Origin of the sequence: Microbacterium bandirmense (assembly GCF_037204185.1) — a bacterium.
GTDB classification, from domain to species: domain Bacteria; phylum Actinomycetota; class Actinomycetes; order Actinomycetales; family Microbacteriaceae; genus Microbacterium; species Microbacterium bandirmense.
In genome coordinates this window covers 53,798-70,004 of sequence record NZ_JBBDGM010000001.1, presented here as the reverse complement: position 1 = coordinate 70,004, position 16,207 = coordinate 53,798, and the positions used below count along the sequence as shown (strand labels likewise).

The 16,207-nt window shown below is 70.3% G+C and carries 12 protein-coding genes; 10 read left to right on the top strand and 2 right to left on the bottom strand.

The window, feature by feature from the left end:
- Positions 1–89 precede the first annotated feature (89 nt).
- From WDU99_RS00320 to WDU99_RS00310, 3 genes are read left to right on the top strand one after another with little or no spacing between them, the layout of a single operon-like run.
- Positions 90–863, top strand: coding sequence for a hypothetical protein (locus WDU99_RS00320; RefSeq protein ID WP_337330440.1), 774 nt, complete (start codon positions 90–92; stop codon positions 861–863).
- Positions 863–2,428, top strand: coding sequence for a DNA polymerase Y family protein (locus tag WDU99_RS00315; RefSeq protein ID WP_337330439.1), 1,566 nt, complete (start codon positions 863–865; stop codon positions 2,426–2,428). Before WDU99_RS00320 ends, WDU99_RS00315 begins: the two co-directional genes overlap by 1 nt.
- Positions 2,428–5,907 (top strand): error-prone DNA polymerase, encoded by a 3,480-nt coding sequence (locus tag WDU99_RS00310; protein WP_337330438.1) that lies wholly within the window; start codon positions 2,428–2,430, stop codon positions 5,905–5,907. Before WDU99_RS00315 ends, WDU99_RS00310 begins: the two co-directional genes overlap by 1 nt.
- 6 nt (positions 5,908–5,913) lie before the next feature.
- Here WDU99_RS00310 and WDU99_RS00305 read toward each other — a convergent pair whose 3' ends face one another.
- Positions 5,914–6,795, bottom strand: a complete 882-nt coding sequence (locus tag WDU99_RS00305; RefSeq protein WP_337330437.1) for a GNAT family N-acetyltransferase — start codon at positions 6,793–6,795, stop codon at positions 5,914–5,916.
- Between the two features lie 91 nt (positions 6,796–6,886).
- Between WDU99_RS00305 and WDU99_RS00300 the strand changes: the two genes are divergently transcribed.
- The 4 genes from WDU99_RS00300 to WDU99_RS00285 are packed head-to-tail and all read left to right on the top strand — an operon-like array spanning position 6,887 to position 11,752.
- Positions 6,887–9,103 (top strand): MMPL family transporter, encoded by a 2,217-nt coding sequence (locus WDU99_RS00300; protein ID WP_337330436.1) that lies wholly within the window; start codon positions 6,887–6,889, stop codon positions 9,101–9,103.
- Between the two features lie 2 nt (positions 9,104–9,105).
- The gene (locus WDU99_RS00295) at positions 9,106–9,537 is read left to right on the top strand and encodes a pyridoxamine 5'-phosphate oxidase family protein (protein WP_337330435.1); all 432 of its coding nucleotides are present in this window, start codon (positions 9,106–9,108) and stop codon (positions 9,535–9,537) included.
- 26 nt (positions 9,538–9,563) lie between these two features.
- Positions 9,564–11,027, top strand: coding sequence for a SulP family inorganic anion transporter (locus tag WDU99_RS00290; protein ID WP_337330434.1), 1,464 nt, complete (start codon positions 9,564–9,566; stop codon positions 11,025–11,027).
- Between the two features lie 8 nt (positions 11,028–11,035).
- A complete protein-coding gene (locus WDU99_RS00285) occupies positions 11,036–11,752 on the top strand; it encodes an NADPH-dependent F420 reductase (RefSeq protein WP_337330433.1) in 717 nt (238 codons plus the stop codon).
- Positions 11,753–11,781: 29 nt separating this feature from the next.
- On the opposite strand, the gene WDU99_RS00280 is transcribed toward WDU99_RS00285, so the two are convergent.
- The gene (locus tag WDU99_RS00280) at positions 11,782–13,002 is read right to left on the bottom strand and encodes a globin domain-containing protein (protein WP_337330432.1); all 1,221 of its coding nucleotides are present in this window, start codon (positions 13,000–13,002) and stop codon (positions 11,782–11,784) included.
- A 135-nt stretch (positions 13,003–13,137) separates the two neighbouring features.
- On the opposite strand from WDU99_RS00280, the gene WDU99_RS00275 reads away from it, so the two are divergent.
- From WDU99_RS00275 to hydA, 3 genes are all read left to right on the top strand, one after another.
- On the top strand, positions 13,138–13,809 hold the full coding sequence (locus WDU99_RS00275) for a helix-turn-helix domain-containing protein (RefSeq protein ID WP_337330431.1): 672 nt from the start codon (positions 13,138–13,140) through the stop codon (positions 13,807–13,809).
- Between the two features lie 111 nt (positions 13,810–13,920).
- On the top strand, positions 13,921–14,769 hold the full coding sequence (locus WDU99_RS00270) for a nitrilase-related carbon-nitrogen hydrolase (RefSeq protein WP_337330430.1): 849 nt from the start codon (positions 13,921–13,923) through the stop codon (positions 14,767–14,769).
- Positions 14,766–16,202, top strand: a complete 1,437-nt coding sequence (gene hydA / locus WDU99_RS00265; protein WP_337330429.1) for a dihydropyrimidinase — start codon at positions 14,766–14,768, stop codon at positions 16,200–16,202. Before WDU99_RS00270 ends, hydA begins: the two co-directional genes overlap by 4 nt.
- Positions 16,203–16,207: the final 5 nt, after the last annotated feature.

The window sequence follows — 16,207 nt, the reverse complement described above, 5'->3', positions numbered from 1 at the left end:
ATCCTGTGGATAACCCTCGGATGTCGGATGTGCGAACTAGCGTTCACAGTGGACTTGAACTGTTCGAATATTTCTTCGAGGATGGGTGTATGCCAGACGGAGCGATCGCGACGACGATGCTCTCCTCCGCCGACCGGCGGGCGGGAGAGGTCCTCCGCCTGCGCCGGGAGATCGGACGCATGCAGCGGCGGCGCAGCGATGAGACCGTGCTGCCGGTCGACGCCGCACTGCAGGCGATCCTCCCCAAGGGGGGTCTGCACACCGGCGCGGTCTACTCGGTGTCCCCGTCGCCGAGCCTCGTCTTCGCACTGATGAGCGCAGTATCGCGACGCGGCAGCTGGTGCGCGGCGGTCGGCATGCCCACCCTCGGCCTCGAGGCCGCGGCGACATTCGGCATCGACCTGTCGCGGCTGATCCTGGTGCCCTCCCCCGGCGAGAGATGGCTGGCGGTGATCTCGGCGCTGGCCGAGGTGGTTCCGCTGATCGCGATGAGTCCCGGCACGGCGGTGCGCGATCAGGAGGCGACCCGGCTCGCGGCACGACTGCGCGATCGCGGATGCACGCTGCTGAGCACCGCGCAGTGGCCGCAGAGCGAGGGGATGATCAGCCTGCACGATCCGCACTGGGAGGGCATCGGCGAGGGCTGGGGGATGCTGTCGGATCGCACGGTGACCGTGACCGCGCAGACCCGCTCCGCACCGCGCCCGCAGAGCCTGCAGGTGCGCCTGCCAGGCAGCCTCGGCCGCATCGAGCCCGTGTCCGTCGAACCCGTGCCCGTCGAGCCCGTGCCCTCCGCACCCGTCCGCGTGATCGAGCGCGGGGCGCCCCCGCTGCCGACGCATCCGAGCTGGGCGGTGGCCTGATGAGCACCCCGACCCGGATGCACGTGCTGTGGTTTCCCGACTGGCCGCTGCGCGCGGTGCTGGGCACCGCGCCCCCGCATCCGCCCACCGCCCTCGTGCACGGCAACCTCGTCGTGGCCTGCACCGCGTCTGCTCGTGCGCAGGGCGTGCGCGCGGGGCAGCGGCGCCGGCTCGCGCAGGGCCGCTCGCCCTCGCTGCGGATGCTGCCGCACGATCCCGCCGCCGATGAGCGCGCTTTCCTGCCGGTGGTGCGTCTGGTCGAGCAGCACGCACCGGGGGTGCATCTGCTGCGCCCGGGCCTTGCCGCACTCCGGTCACGCGGCATCTCGCGTTATCACGGCGGCGAGGGCGAGGCTGCGGATGCCCTGCTCGCGCTGCTGACCGAGGCGGGCTACCCCGAGGTGTGCATCGGGGTAGCCGACGGGGTGTTCACCGCCGAGCTCGCCGCACACGCCGCAGAGACCGCAGACGGACGCCGTCGGTCGATCGTGCCGCCGGGTGGTTCGCGGGATTTCCTCGCCCCGCTGCCCGTGCCGGTGCTCGGCGACGACGAGCTTGCGGGACTGCTGCACAGGCTCGGCATCTCGACGCTCGGCGAGTTCGCCGGGCTCGACGCCATGGCGGTGCGCGACCGGCTCGGTGAGCAGGGGGCGCGGCTGCACGCACTGGCGCAGGGTGCCGACTCCCGGCCGCCTGCTCCGCGGCCTCCGGACCCCGAGCTCGTGCGCGAGATCGAGTTCGACGCTCCGCTGGGGCAGTCGGATCAGATCGCGTTCGCCGTGCGGCAGACGGCGGATGCCGTGCTGCTGGCCCTCGGCGATGCCTCGCTCGTCTGCACCGAGGCCCGTATCGACCTCACCGATGACGACGGCGGCGTCTTCTCGCGCTCCTGGCTGCATCCGACCTGCTTCGACGCCGGTGACCTCGTCGACCGGGTGCGCTGGCAGCTTGAGACGCTCGTCGAACGCTCTGACCGTGGGCGCACCGACGGCGAGCACGACGCGGCGCACGCCTTCCGCGGGATCGTCGCCGTGCGGATCGCGCCGATCGCCGTGGACGACGCCGCCCACCATCAGCCGGGACTGTTCGGCCCTGGCACCGATGAGCGGCTGCATCACGCCGTCTCGCGGGTGCAGACCCTGCTCGGGCACCGCGGAGTGGTCACCGCGACGATGTCGGGCGGCCGGATGCTCGCCGATCGTCAGGTGCTGACGCCGTGGGGCGAGCGCGCGGTGCTCGAGCGCGATCCGTCACAGCCCTGGCCGGGCAGTCTGCCCGGTCCGCTGCCCGCCGAGGTGTTCTCACCGCTGCATCCGATCACCGTGACCGGCGCCGAAGGCGTGCCGGTCACGGTCGACGATCGCGGCGAGCTGTCGTGTGCTCCCGCACTGATCGACGGCAGCCAGATCGTCGCCTGGGCGGGCCCCTGGCCGCTGCACGAGCACCGGTGGGACGGCGCGCGCGCCCGCAGCGGGCACCGTTTCCAGCTGGTGGATGCCCGGCAGCGGGCCTGGCTGGTGTTCTGCGCCGACGGGCGCTGGTGGGCCGAGGGCAGGTACCGCTGATGGCCGGCTGGAACAACCCGAGACTCTCGTGGGCCGAGCTCGAGCGCACGCTCAGCGCACCGACCAGCGCGCCCACGAGTGCGCCGACGAGCGCTCCGACCGATCCGACCAGTGCGCCGGTGTCGGCCGAGCCGCCCATGACGCGGGTCGATCCGGGTCCGCTGAGCAGGCATCGACCGCCCGCGGCGCCGCCCGTGCGCACCCGTCCCGATGACGCCGTGCCGTATGCCGAACTGCACGCGCACAGCTCGTTCTCGTTCCTCGACGGCGCCTCCTCGCCCGATGAGCTGCTGGCCGAGGCCGAGACACTGGGGCTGACCGCACTGGCGATCACCGACCACGACGGGTTCTACGGGGCGGCGCGCTTCGCCGAGGCCGCCGAGCTCACCGGCGTACAGACCGTGTTCGGCGCGGAGCTGTCGCTCGGCTCGCAGGACGGGTCCCCGAGCCCCTCGAGAGGGGGTGTGCCCGATCCGGTCGGCGATCATCTGCTCGTGCTCGCCCGCGGGGTCGAGGGCTACCACCGGCTGTCCGGGGCGATCACCCGTGCCCAGCTGCGCGGCGGTGAGAAGGGCCGGCCGCTGTACGACCTCGACGACCTGGTCGCCGCCGCGGGCGGGCACTGGACGATCCTCACCGGCTGCCGCAAGGGGGGCGTGCGCCGGGGACTGGCCCAGGGCGATGCCGAAACTCCACTGCGACGACTGGTCGACCTGTTCGGCCACGATCATGTCGCCGTCGAGCTGATCGATCACGGCGACCCGCTCGACACCCGCCGCAACGACGCCCTGGCCGAACTCGCCCGCGACCTGCGCCTGCCCGTGGTCGCGACCAACAACGTGCACTACGCCGCCCCCGAGCGGGCGGGGCTGGCCGAAGCCGTCGCGGCGGTGCGGGCCACGCGCAGCATGGATGAGCTCGACGGCTGGCTGCCGACCCACGGCAGTGCGCACCTGCGCAGCGGCGCCGAGATGACCCGCCGCTTCCGCCGCTTCCCCGGGGCGATCGAGCACGGCCTGCGGATCGCCGAGGAGTGCGCCTTCCCGCTGCGCCGGGCCCGCCCCGCTCTGCCACAGACCCCCGTGCCCGAGGGCCGCACCACCATGAGCCATCTGCGCGCGCTGGTATGGGAGGCGGTGCCGCACCGCTACCCGCGTCTGGATGCCGCGGGGCGCGCGCGGATCGAGCGTGAACTGGACGTCATCGAAGAGAAGGACTTCCCGGGCTACTTCCTCATCGTGCACGAGATCGTCGAAGAGGCCCGGCGTCGCGGCATCCTCTGCCAGGGTCGCGGATCGGCTGCGGCGAGCGCGGTCTGCTACCTGCTGGGCATCACCGCGGTCGACCCGATCCTGTACCGGCTGCCGTTCGAGCGGTTCCTGGCGACGACCCGCGAGGAGGAGCCCGACATCGACGTCGACTTCGACTCCGGGCGCCGCGAGGAGATCATCCAGTGGGTCTATCAGCGGTACGGTCGCGAACGCGCCGCGCAGGTGGCGAACGTCATCCAGTACCGCCCGAAGAACGCGGTGCGCGACATGGCGCGGGCACTCGGACACGCCCCGGGCCAGCAGGATGCCTGGTCGAAGCAGGTCGACGGGTGGAGCGCCGGCATCGAGGCGGCGCCAGACACCGACATCCCCGCGGATGTGCTCGACTATGCGGGCCAGCTGCTGAAGGCACCGCGGCATCTGGGCATCCACTCCGGCGGCATGGTGCTCACGGCGCGCCCGGTGGGCGAGGTGGTGCCGGTCGAGAACGCGCGCATGGCGGATCGCACGGTGATCCAGTGGGACAAGGACGACGCGGCCTGGATGGGGCTGGTGAAGTTCGATCTGCTGGGCCTTGGCATGCTGTCGGCTCTGCAGTACAGCTTCGATCTGATCGCCGGGGCCACCGGTGAGCGCTGGACGCTGCAGACGCTGCCCAAAGAGGAGCCGGCGGTGTACGACATGCTGTGCCGGGCGGATTCGATCGGCGTGTTCCAGGTGGAGTCCCGCGCTCAGATGGGGCTGCTCCCCCGGTTGCAGCCCCGGGAGTTCTACGAGCTGGCGATCCAGATCGCCCTCATCCGCCCCGGCCCGATCCAGGGCGGCGCCGTGCACCCCTTCGTGCGCCGCAAGCTCGGTCAGGAGAAGGTCACCTACGCCCATCCGGCGCTGGAGCCGGTGCTGCACCGCACCCTGGGGATCCCGGTGTTCCAGGAGCAGCTGATCCAGATGGCGACGGTGCTCGGCGACTGCACGGCCGATGAGGCCGATCTGCTGCGGCGGGCGATGGGCTCCAAGCGGGGGCTGGAGAGGATCGACCGCATCCGCGAGTCGCTGTACCGCGGTATGGCCGAGAAGGGGCTGGTCGGCGAGGCCGCCGACCGCATCTACGCGCAGATCCAGGCGTTCTCGAGCTTCGGCTTCGCCGAGTCGCACTCCCTGTCGTTCGCGCTGCTCGTCTACGCCAGCTCGTGGGTCAAGCTGCACTACCCGGCGGCGTTCCTGGCCGGGCTGCTCCGAGCCCAGCCGATGGGGTTCTACTCGGCGTCGTCTCTGACCTCTGACGCCCGCCATCACGGGGTGCGGGTGCTGCGCCCCGATCTGCACGCCTCGGAAGCGATGGATGGGCTCGAGCGCCTCCCGGCTGCCACCGGCCCTGCTTTGGACACCAGCGCAGGCCCCACCGGTCTCGACTCCTGCCTGCACGCCACCGACCCGCCGCATCCTCTCCCCTTCGACCCGCACGCCCCCGATGAGTCGGCCGTGCATCGCAGGGACGGCCGCTTCGCGGTGCGGCTGGGGCTGTCGGGTGTCCGCGGCATCGGCGCGGCGCTGGCGGAGCGCATCGTGGCCGCGCGCACGGAGCACGGCCCGTTCCGTGATCTGCACGATCTGGTGCGGCGGACGGATGCCACGGCGGCGCAGCTCGAGGCGCTGGCCACCGCCGGCGCCTTCGAGTGCCTCGGCATCAGCCGTCGTGAGGCGATCTGGCTGGCCGGGACCGCGGCAACCGACCGCGCCCGCTTCCTGCCGGGTACGACCATGGCGGTGCAGCCGCCGCTGTTCGCCGATCAGAGCGGGCACGAGCGCCTGGCGGCGGACCTGTGGGCGACCGGCATCTCGACCGACGATCATCTGATGACGCATTTCCGCACCATGCTGCGCGAGCGCGGCGTGCTCGCCTCGGATCAGCTGCGTTCCCATGAGGAGGGGCGGCGCATCGAGGTCGCGGGGCTGGTCACGCACCGACAGCGTCCGGCGACGGCGAGCGGCATCACCTTCCTGAACCTCGAAGATGAGCACGGTCTGGTGAATGTGGTGTGCTCGCCGGGTGTGTGGAACCGCTATCGCCGCATCGCCCGCGACTCGCCGGCCCTGATCGTCCGCGGCATTCTTGAGCGTTCCACCGAGGGCGTGGTCAACGTGCTGGCCGATGCGTTCGAGGATCTGCGCACCGGGGTGAGCCACCGCTCGCGGGACTTCCGCTGACGGGGGTCAGTCGGCGACCTGCACCGTCCAGATCGCTTCGGTCTCGAGGTACCCCTCACGCGCATACAGGCGGCGCGCGCGGTCGTTGTGGCCGAACACGTTCAGGGCGATCCGCGATCGCCCCGCTTCGCGGGCGAGCGCAGCGGCCGCCCGCAGCGTCTGCGTGCCGTAGCCGCGTCCGCGCACCTCGTCGCGCATCTCGATGTCGTAGATGAATGCCCTGTCGGCCTGCACGTGCACCCACAGCACTCCGACGGACTCACCATCGACGGTGCGCACGGTGTGCAGGTGCTGGTGCGGGGTCTGCAGTCCCTGCGGCAGCAGGCGCCCCATGGCGGCGGCCGCCTCTGCCAGCGCGACATCCATCTCCTCCGCCGAACCACTGGCGAGCAGCTCCTCCGCGTAACTCCGGTCGTTGTGCGCGGCGTACGCGGCGTACTCCAGCTCCGACATCGGCTCGGTGCGGATGCCCTGCGGCAGCAGCACGTGGTCGGTGATCTGCAGCATCTTCGTCGCGATCCGCCGCGCACCGGAGTGCTCGGCGAGGGCGGATGCCAGATCATCGCCCCGGTAGGCGCTGAAGGTCACCCGCTTCCAGCCCTGCGCGAGAGCGAGGGAGCGGATGCAGTCCCAGACGGCCGCGGAGTCTGCTGAGGCGGTGCTGATCTCCGCGAGCGAGGTGTGCGGTCCGTCCTGCCGCACCCACAGCGTGATGGACTCACCCCGGTCCGGCTCCTCACACACCCAGATCTCGCCATCGGCGACCGCGATCTCGGGCGTCTCGGTCTGCTCCGCGTGCTCGCGACGGCGCCGCAGCCGCACCCTCGCCGCGGTGATCCGCTCGTCGCGTTCGGCGTCGTCGTCGATCCGGTGCCAGGCTGTCTGCATCACCCCACCCTACGGATGACGCGATCATCAGCCCACACATAGGAACAAAGTGCTTCTCCAGGAGTAATGTTCTCTTGGCGAGAGGAATCGAATGACGACGAGAGCCGAACTCCGGCAGCGACGCACGCACACGAAGCCCCTGCTGCGGGGCATCCTCTCCGGGGCGCTGATCCTGCTCTGGGTGATCGGGGCCGGCCTCGGCGGCCCCCTGTTCGGCAAGGTGGAAGAGGTCTCGTCGAACGAGCGCACCGCCTACCTGCCCGACTCGGCACCGGCCACCGAGGTGCAGAACACGCTCGGCGGATTCCTCGGCGAGGATGCCCTGCCCGCCGTCGTCGTGTTCGAAGCGGATGCTGAGATCGACGACGCCCTGCAGCAGGAGCTCACCGACGCCCTGGAAGACGCCACGACCGCCGAGGGCGTGCAGCAGGACGTCTCGCCCGTGCTGGTCTCTGAAGACGGTCTCGCCGCTCAGGCGTTCGTGCCCATCGACTCCGACGCCGACATCAGCGATGTGACCTCCGCACTCTCCGCAGACCTCAACGAGGCCATGCCCGACGGCGTCACGGTGCACATCACGGGACCCGCCGGCTTCACGGCCGATCTCGTCGCCGGGTTCGCCGGCATCGACGGCATCCTGCTGCTGGTCGCCCTCCTGGCCGTGCTGGTCATCCTCGTCTTCGTGTACCGGTCGCTGCTGCTTCCGGTGGTGGTGCTGAGCACGAGTGTGTTCGCACTGTGCGTCGCGCTGCTGGTGGTCTGGTGGGCGGCGAAGTTCGACATCCTGCTGCTGAGCGGCCAGACGCAGGGCATCCTCTTCATCCTCGTCATCGGGGCCGCGACCGACTACTCGCTGCTGATGGTGGCGAGGTTCCGCGAGGAGCTGCGCAACGTCGAAGACAGATGGACGGCCCTGCGCCGGGCGTGGAAGGGCTCCTTCGAGCCGATCCTCGCCTCGGGCGGCACGGTCATCGCAGGCCTGCTGTGCCTGCTGCTGAGCGATCTCAAATCCAACAGCACGCTGGGCCCCGTCGCCTCGATCGGCATCGTGTTCGCGATGCTCGCCGCGCTCACGCTGCTGCCGGCGCTGCTCGGGCTGTTCGGCCGCGCCGCGTTCTGGCCCAAGCGCCCCGAGTTCGACCCGCACCACGCGGACGAGACGAACCCGTTGAACAGCAGCGGCATCTGGCCGCGTCTGGCGCGCCTCATCCGCCGCCGCCCGCGGATGATCTGGATCTCGACCACCGTCGTGCTGGCGATCGCCGCCCTCGGAGTCACCCAGCTCGACGCGACCGGCGTGCCGCAGTCCGATCTCGTGCTCGGACAGTCCGAGGCGCGGGACGGTCAGCAGGTGCTCGGCGAGCACTTCCCCGGTGGGTCCGGCAGCCCGGTCTACGTGCTCGCCGACGAGGATGAGATGCAGGACGCCGCTGACATCCTGCTCGCGAACGACGGGATCGATGCCGCATCCGTCACAGCATCCGACTCCCCCTCCGGCACCGCGCCGATCACTGAGGACGGCGTGCAGCCCCTCGGCCCTCCCGGCACACCGGCTCCCGAGCCCACGGTCGTCGACGGTCAGGTCCTGCTGCAGGCGACGCTCACGGACGCCGCGGACTCCCCAGCCGCCGAGCAGACCGTGGGCGACCTGCGCGCCGAACTCGACCCGATCGGCGCCCTGGTCGGCGGTGTGACGGCGACCTCCATCGACACGAACACCGCATCGATCCACGACCGCAACCTGATCATCCCGGTGATCCTCGTGGTGATCCTGCTGATCCTCATGCTGCTGCTGCGGTCGATTCTCGCCCCGGTGCTGCTGATCCTCACCACGGTGCTGTCGTTCGGATCCGCGCTCGGTGTGGCGGCGCTGGTGTTCAACGGGATCTTCGACTTCCCCGGCGTCGACCCCGCCGTGCCGCTGTACGGCTTCGTGTTCCTGGTCGCCCTGGGCATCGACTACAACATCTTCCTGATGACGCGAGTGCGCGAGGAGTCGAAGCTGCACGGCACCCGCGATGGCATCCTGCGCGGGCTCTCGGTGACCGGTGGGGTGATCACCTCGGCGGGACTCGTGCTCGCCGCGACCTTCGCCGCCCTGTCGGTGATCCCGATCCTGTTCCTGGTGCAGATCGCCTTCATCGTGTCGTTCGGTGTGCTGCTCGACACCTTCGTGGTCAGGTCACTGCTGGTGCCGGCACTGAGCTACGACATCGGTCAGAGGATCTGGTGGCCGTCGCGACTGTCGCGCGCCGACGGCACCGCGAAGGAGGACTCGCGCGACGGTTCCGAGGCGCGTAGCGTCTGAACATGAGCATCGAAGCCGCGGACCGCGCCGCCGTCGCCCACTTCATCCGGGTGTGCGGCTCGGGCGTGGTGGCCACGATCGGCGCGGCGGGCGAGCCGCAGGCGGCGTACGTCGGCATCCACGCCCACGACGACGGCGTGATCGTGTTCGACGCGCAGGCGGACTCGCGGAAGGTCTCCAACATCACCCGCGACCCTCGCATCGCGATCGCCGTCACCGGCGACATGACCGTGCAGCTCGAGGGGCGCGCCAGGGTGACGCACGATGAGGAGCGATGGCGTCTCGGCGAGGCGTACAGTCAGCGCTTCCCCGGATCACGGGCGCTGGACGAAGGATTCGTGCTGCTCGCCGTCGATGTGCACTGGGCGCGGGTGTACGACGCCGGCGCGCATCCGCCGCACGTGTCGGAGGCGGACTGGGTCGCGCAGGAGTGAGCGCCGCGCTCCCGTAGGGTGGATCGGTGACCGCTTCCCCCACCACCATTCAGGCTCTGCGCAAGCCGCGACTGCTGACCACCGAGGTGCTCGCCGGCATTGTCACCACCCTGGCGCTGATCCCCGAGGTGATCTCGTTCTCGGTGATCGCGGGTGTCGACCCCAAGGTGAGCCTGATCGCGTCGGTGGTGCTGGCGATCTCGATGTCGATCCTCGGCGGCCGACCGGCCATGATCACGGCCGCCGCCGGCGCGGTGGCGCTGGTGGTCGCGCCGATGGTGCGCGAGCACGGCGCCGAGTACCTGCTGCCCACCGTGATCCTCGCGGGCATCGTGCAGATCCTGTTCGGCGTCACCGGGCTGGCGCGGTTGATGCGGTTCATCCCCCGCTCGGTGATGATCGGGTTCGTCAACGCCCTCGGCATCCTCATCTTCACCGCCCAGGTGCCGCACCTGCTCGGCGTGCCGTGGCTGGTGTACCCGCTGTTCGCCCTCACGCTGCTGATCGTGATCGGGCTGCCGCGGCTGACGAAGGCCGTGCCGGCGCCGCTGGTCGCGATCGTCGTCGTCACCGCCATCACGATGATCGCGCACCTGTCGGTGCCCACGGTGGGCGATGAGGGGGCGATCTCGGGCGGGCTGCCCGGCATCACCCCGCTGCTGGTTCCGCTGAATCTCGAGACGCTGGGCATCATCGGTCCGACCGCACTGAGCGTCGCCTTCGTCGGCCTGATGGAGACGCTGCTCACCGCGAAGCTCGTCGACGACATCACCGACACCCGCTCGCACAAGGGCCGCGAGTCGTGGGCGTTGGGAGTGGCGAACATCCTCGCCGGGTTCTGGGGCGGCATCGCGGGCTGCGCCATGATCGGCCAGACCGTGGTGAACGTGAAGCTGGGCCGCGCGCGCACGCGCATCTCGACCTTCATCGCGGGTCTGTTCCTGCTCGCGCTGGTGACGGTGTTCAGCGACGTCATGGAGCAGATCCCCATGATCGCGCTGGCCGCGGTGATGATGGTGGTCGCCGTGTCGACCGTCGACCTGCACAGCATCCGCCCGTCGACCCTGCGACGTATGCCGCTGTCGGAGACCGCGGTGATGGTCGTCACGGTCGCGGTCGTCGTCGCGACCGGCAATCTGGCGATCGGCGTCGGGATCGGTGTGATCCTGGCCATCGTGCTGTTCGCGCGGCGGGTGGCGCACGTCGTGAACGTGCGGCGCACGCAGAGATCCGACGGTGTCGTCTACCACGTGCATGGCCCGCTGTTCTTCGGCAGCAGCAACGACCTGGTCGAGCAGTTCTCCTACGCCGACGACCCCGCCGAGGTGACGGTCGACTTCTCGGCCGCGCAGATCTGGGACGCGTCGACGGTCGCGGCGCTCGACTCGGTGCAGGCCAAGTACGCCGATCACGGCATCACCGTGCACTTCACCGGACTCGACGCGCGCTCCACGCGCTTCCACGGACGCCTCAGCGGCACCCTCGGCTGAACGCGACCATGACCACCGACGCCGCACCGGGCCCGATCCGCACGCTGGGCATGTTCGGCGCCGGGCGGCTCGGCTCCGTCCTCGCCGCGCTCGCGGCGCGGGCAGGGCTGCGAGTGCTGGTCACAAGCTCCCGGACGCCCGCGCTGATCGCGGGGCCGATGGCCGCGATCGGGGCGGAGGCGGCGTCGCCGGCGACCGTGATCGCCGAATCGGATGCCATCGTGCTGGCACTCCCCCTCGGTCGCTACCGCGACCTGCCCGCCGACGCGCTGCAGGGGAAGCTCGTCATCGACGCCATGAACTACTGGTGGGGCGCCGATGGCATCCGACCCGATCTCGACGACCCGCGCACCTCGACCAGCGAGCTCGTGCAGCGGCACCTGCGAGGGTCCCGGGTGGTGAAGGGACTGGGTCACATGGGCTACCACGACCTCGAGGACGAGGCGCGACCCGCCGGCGCGGCCGGCCGCAAGGCGATCGCGATCGCCGGCGACGACGAGCGCGATCTCGACGCGGTGGCGCAGCTGGTCGACCTGCTGGGCTTCGATCCGGTGGTCGCGGGCTCCCTGGCATCCGGCATCATGCTCGAACCGGGCGCGGACGCGTTCGGCGCCGACGTCGGCGCCGACGAGCTGCGGGAGATGCTCGCGGGCTTCGCCACGTCGCGACGCGGCATCGTGGTCGCGCGGGCGCGCGGCGGGCGGCTGTTCCCGACCGGCGCCTGAGTCGGCACCGGTCGGAATGGTCCCGGCGGTCAGGCCGCGGCGGCGTCGGGCTGCTGCGCCCACAGGTCGGGGCCGAACACCTCGTAGTGAATGCGCTCGCTCGGAACACCGCGGCGCATCAGCGTGGCGCGGGCCGAGCGCATGAACGGCAGCGGGCCGCACATGAACACGGTGGCGTCGTCGGGCAGGTCGACCTCGGCGAGAGCCATGTACCCGGGAAGGGCCGGGTACAGTGTCGGCGCCTGATCGGCATCCGCCTCGTACCAGTTCTGCGCCCGCGCGTCATCCATCGCGAGCACCTGGCGACGCAGCGACGCGTACAGCGCGTGGGTGTCGTGCGCACGGTCGGCGTGGAACAGGCGCACGGTGCGCTGCGGCTGGCGGCGCGAGAGGTCCTCGAGGATCGCGGCGACCGGCGTGATGCCGATGCCCGCCGAGACCAGCACCAGCGGCGAATCGGAGTCGTCGAGCACCACGTCGCCGGCCGGCTGCGAGACATCCAGCACGGTGCCGGGCCGGGCGTTCTCGTGCAGCCAGGTCGAGACCTGCCCGTCCGGGGCTCCGCCGACCCCGTGCACCCGCTTGATCGTCACGCGCAGGGCGTCGCCACGCGGGCCGGACGAGATCGTGTACTGGCGCGGCTGCCTGGTGCCGTCGGGCAGGTCGACGGCGATGGCGACGTACTGGCCGGTGCGGTGGGTGGGGGTCGTGCCGCTCACGGGTGCCAGCACGAGCGAGAACGCCTCTTCGGACTCCTCGAAGCGTTCCACGACGCGGTACTGCCGCCATGGCTCGTCCGGCGCCGTGCCGCCCTCGGCGTACAGCTTCGCCTCTTCGGCGATGAGCGCGGTGCCGAACAGCCAGTACACCTCGTCCCACGCGGCGCGCACCTCGGGCGTGACCGCGTCGCCGAGCACCGTGCCGACCGCGTCGAGCAGGTGCCGGCCGACGATCGTGTACTGCCGGGCGTGGATGCCGAGCGAGACGTGCTTGTGCGCGATGCGGCGCATCACCGGGGTGAAGTCCGGAGCCTCGGGGTCGATCAGCTGCACGGCGAAGGCGACGACCGATGCGGCGAGCGCCTTGGGCTGCTCGCCGACGGCCTGGTTGGCGCGGTTGAAGACGTTCAGCAGCTCGGGGTGGGCGGCGAACATCGCCGGATAGAAGGCTCTGGTGATCGCCTCGGCGTTCTCGGCGACCACGCCCGCGGTGGCGCGGACGATGGCTTCGGATTCCGGTGAGAGCTTCATGCGGATCTTCCCTTTCTGATACCGGTCTGGCGTGTTCCAGCCTGGCCGCCGTCGGTGCAGGGTGCCGTCGGTTCCACCGGTTTTATCCGGTTCACGGTGACGCCGCGCGGGTCGCGCTCTGCCTACACTTTGGGCATGCCGCGTCGTGCCCATGATTTCCGGGGACTGACCCAGCCCCGTCGCCTGCAGCTGCTGCGGGCCGTGCAGCGCACGCCCGGTCGGCGGGCCGCCGAGCTGGCCGAGGAGTGCGGCATCCCGCTGAACACCGCGCGCGACCATCTGCGCGTGCTCGGCGACGAGGGGCTGATCCGCGCCGAGACGGTACAGGTCGGCGTGCGGGGACGCCCGCCGATCGTGTTCCATCCCGTCGTCGACGCCGACGCCAGCGCGCCGGCCGGTGCCCGCGTGGCGGGGGCGAGCGCGCGCGGGCGGATGCTGCGCAGGATCATCGCCGCGGATGCCGGGTCGGTTTCGGGATCGGGTGCCGGATCGGATGCTGGGTCGGATGCTGCTGCCGACGCGCTGCGCGAGGATGCGGTCCGCCAGCTCGACGTGCTCTACGAGCATCTCGACGACGCCGGGCTGGAGCCGGAGGTCGACGAGCGGACGCTCTCGATCGGCCTCGCACCGTGCCGGTACCACGAGATGATCGACGCCGACGAGGCGCTGGTCTGCAGTGTGCACGCGCGTCTGGTGAAGGACGTGCTGCGGCAGGCCGACGGGCCGTTGCGGGTGCGTGCGCTCGAGCCGTTCGTGACTCCGCACACCTGTCGGCTGCGCCTGACGCACGCACGCCAGGGATCCTGACTCACCGACGTCGGGCTGACGGCTCTTGCCGCGCGGGCGTCTCTGCTCTAGTGTCCGGTCACAAGCCCTTTCTGCGGGCTGAACAGGCACGACGACGTGACGGAGATACCCATGACGACGGTGAAGGCGGCGATCAGCCAGACGACCTGGACCGGTGACAAGCAGTCGATGCTCGACAAGCACGAGCAGTTCGCGCGGGATGCCGCCGCAGACGGTGCGCAGGTGATGAGCTTTCAGGAGCTCTTCTACGGCCCGTACTTCGGCATCACCCAGGACCAGAAGTACTACCGGTTCGCCGAGGCTGCCGATGGCCCGATCGTGCAGCGCTTCCGCTCGGTCGCGAAGGAGCTGGGGATGGTTCTGGTGCTGCCGATCTACGAGGAGGCGCAGACCGGCGTCTACTACAACACCTCGGTGCTGGTCGACGCCGACGGCAGCATCCTCGGCATCTACCGCAAGAACCACCTGCCGCATCTCGAGAAGTTCTGGGAGAAGTTCTACTTCCGTCCCGGCAACCTCGGCTACCCCGTGTGGGACACGGCCGTCGGCCGCGTCGGCATGTACATCTGCTACGACCGGCACTTCCCCGAGGGCTGGCGCGAACTGGGACTGAACGGCGCCGACATGGTGTTCAATCCCAACGCCACCAAGCCCGGACTCAGCAACCGGCTCTGGGAGGTCGAGGGTCCGGCCGCTGCCGTCGCCAACGGCTACTTCGTGCTGCAGCCCAACCGCGTCGGCCGCGAGGACAACGAGTACGGCGACGACGCCGTGGCCTTCTACGGCACGAGCCAGGTGATCGACCCGCGCGGGAACTTCGTCGGCGAGCGCGGCAGTGACACCGACGAGCAGGTGCTGGTGCGCGATCTCGACATCGACATGGTGCGGCAGATGCGCGACGACTGGCAGTTCTACCGCGACCGCCGCCCCGACACCTACGGAGGGATCGTCGAGCCATGACCACCACACTCATCACGGGCGGCACCGTCGTCTCGGCCACCGGGCGCAGCGAGGCCGATGTGCTCGTCGACGACGAGCGGATCGTCGCCGTGCTCGAGCCGGGTTCGCAGCTGCTCGGCAGCGATCTGAAGTCGTCGGTCGACACCGTCATCGACGCGACGGGCAAGTTCGTCATCCCCGGCGGGATCGACGCGCACACGCACATGGAGATGCCGTTCGGCGGCACGGAGGCATCCGACACGTTCGAGACGGGCACGCGCGCCGCGGCCTGGGGTGGCACGACGTCGATCATCGACTTCGTCGTGCAGCGTCAGGGCGAGCGCGTGCAGGACAGCCTGGCCGAGTGGCACGAGCGCGCCGGCGGAAACTGCGCGGTCGACTACGGCTTCCACCAGATCATCGGCGGCGTCGACGACGACTCGCTCGCGGCGATGCGGGGGCTGCTGGATGAGGGGGTGTCGAGCTTCAAGCTCTTCATGGCGTATCCCGGCGTGTTCTACTCCGACGACGCGCAGGTGCTGAGGGCCATGCAGGTGTCGGCCGACACCGGTCTGATGACGATGATGCACGCCGAGAACGGCCCGGCGATCGATGTGCTCGCCGAACAGCTGGTCGCCCAGGGCAAGACCGATCCGTATTACCACGGCATCGCGCGCGCGTGGCAGATGGAGGAGGAGGCGACGCATCGGGCGATCATGCTCGCCGATGTCGCCGGGGCGCCGCTGTACGTGGTGCATGTCAGCGCGAAGCAGGCGGTGGCCCAGATCGCGACCGCGCGCGACGGCGGGAAGAACGTCTTCGGCGAGACGTGCCCGCAGTATCTGTATCTGTCGCTGGAGGATCAGCTCGGAGCGCGCAGCGACGAGTGGGGAACGTTCGAGGGGGCGAAGTGGGTGTGCTCCACTCCCCTGCGCTCGCATGCGGAGGGTCACCAGGATCACATGTGGCAGGCGCTGCGCACCAATGACCTGCAGATGGTCTCGACCGATCACTGCCCGTTCTGCATGAAGGATCAGAAGGAGCTCGGCCGCGGCGACTTCCGGGCGATCCCGAACGGGATGGGCTCGATCGAGCACCGCATGAACCTGATGTACCAGGGCGTTGTCGCGGGACACCTCACGCTCGAGCGCTGGGTGGAGCTGACCAGCACGACGCCTGCGCGCATGTTCGGCCTGTACGGCCGCAAGGGCGTGATCCAGCCTGGGGCGGATGCCGACATCGTCGTCTACGACCCGAACGGGCACACCTCGATCGGCATCGACGCGACCCACCACATGAACATGGACTACTCGGCGTGGGAGGGGTTCGAGGTCGACGGGCATGTCGACACCGTGATCTCGCGCGGTCGGGTCATCGTCGACGGCGGCGAGTATCGCGGGAGGCCGGGCGACGGCCGATTCGTCAAGCGCGGCCTGTCGCAGTATCTGGTGTAGGGACG

Excerpts from the sequence above, each read along its gene's own strand:
- WDU99_RS00320 (WP_337330440.1), top strand. The coding sequence starts at position 90 with ATGCCAGACGGAGCGATCGCGACGACGATGCTCTCCTCCGCCGACCGG.
- WDU99_RS00315 (WP_337330439.1), top strand. The coding sequence starts at position 863 with ATGAGCACCCCGACCCGGATGCACGTGCTGTGGTTTCCCGACTGGCCG.
- WDU99_RS00310 (WP_337330438.1), top strand. The coding sequence starts at position 2,428 with ATGGCCGGCTGGAACAACCCGAGACTCTCGTGGGCCGAGCTCGAGCGC.
- WDU99_RS00305 (WP_337330437.1), bottom strand. The coding sequence starts at position 6,795 with ATGCAGACAGCCTGGCACCGGATCGACGACGACGCCGAACGCGACGAG.
- WDU99_RS00300 (WP_337330436.1), top strand. The coding sequence starts at position 6,887 with ATGACGACGAGAGCCGAACTCCGGCAGCGACGCACGCACACGAAGCCC.
- WDU99_RS00295 (WP_337330435.1), top strand. The coding sequence starts at position 9,106 with ATGAGCATCGAAGCCGCGGACCGCGCCGCCGTCGCCCACTTCATCCGG.
- WDU99_RS00285 (WP_337330433.1), top strand. The coding sequence starts at position 11,036 with ATGACCACCGACGCCGCACCGGGCCCGATCCGCACGCTGGGCATGTTC.
- WDU99_RS00280 (WP_337330432.1), bottom strand. The coding sequence starts at position 13,002 with ATGAAGCTCTCACCGGAATCCGAAGCCATCGTCCGCGCCACCGCGGGC.
- WDU99_RS00275 (WP_337330431.1), top strand. The coding sequence starts at position 13,138 with ATGCCGCGTCGTGCCCATGATTTCCGGGGACTGACCCAGCCCCGTCGC.
- WDU99_RS00270 (WP_337330430.1), top strand. The coding sequence starts at position 13,921 with ATGACGACGGTGAAGGCGGCGATCAGCCAGACGACCTGGACCGGTGAC.
- hydA (WP_337330429.1), top strand. The coding sequence starts at position 14,766 with ATGACCACCACACTCATCACGGGCGGCACCGTCGTCTCGGCCACCGGG.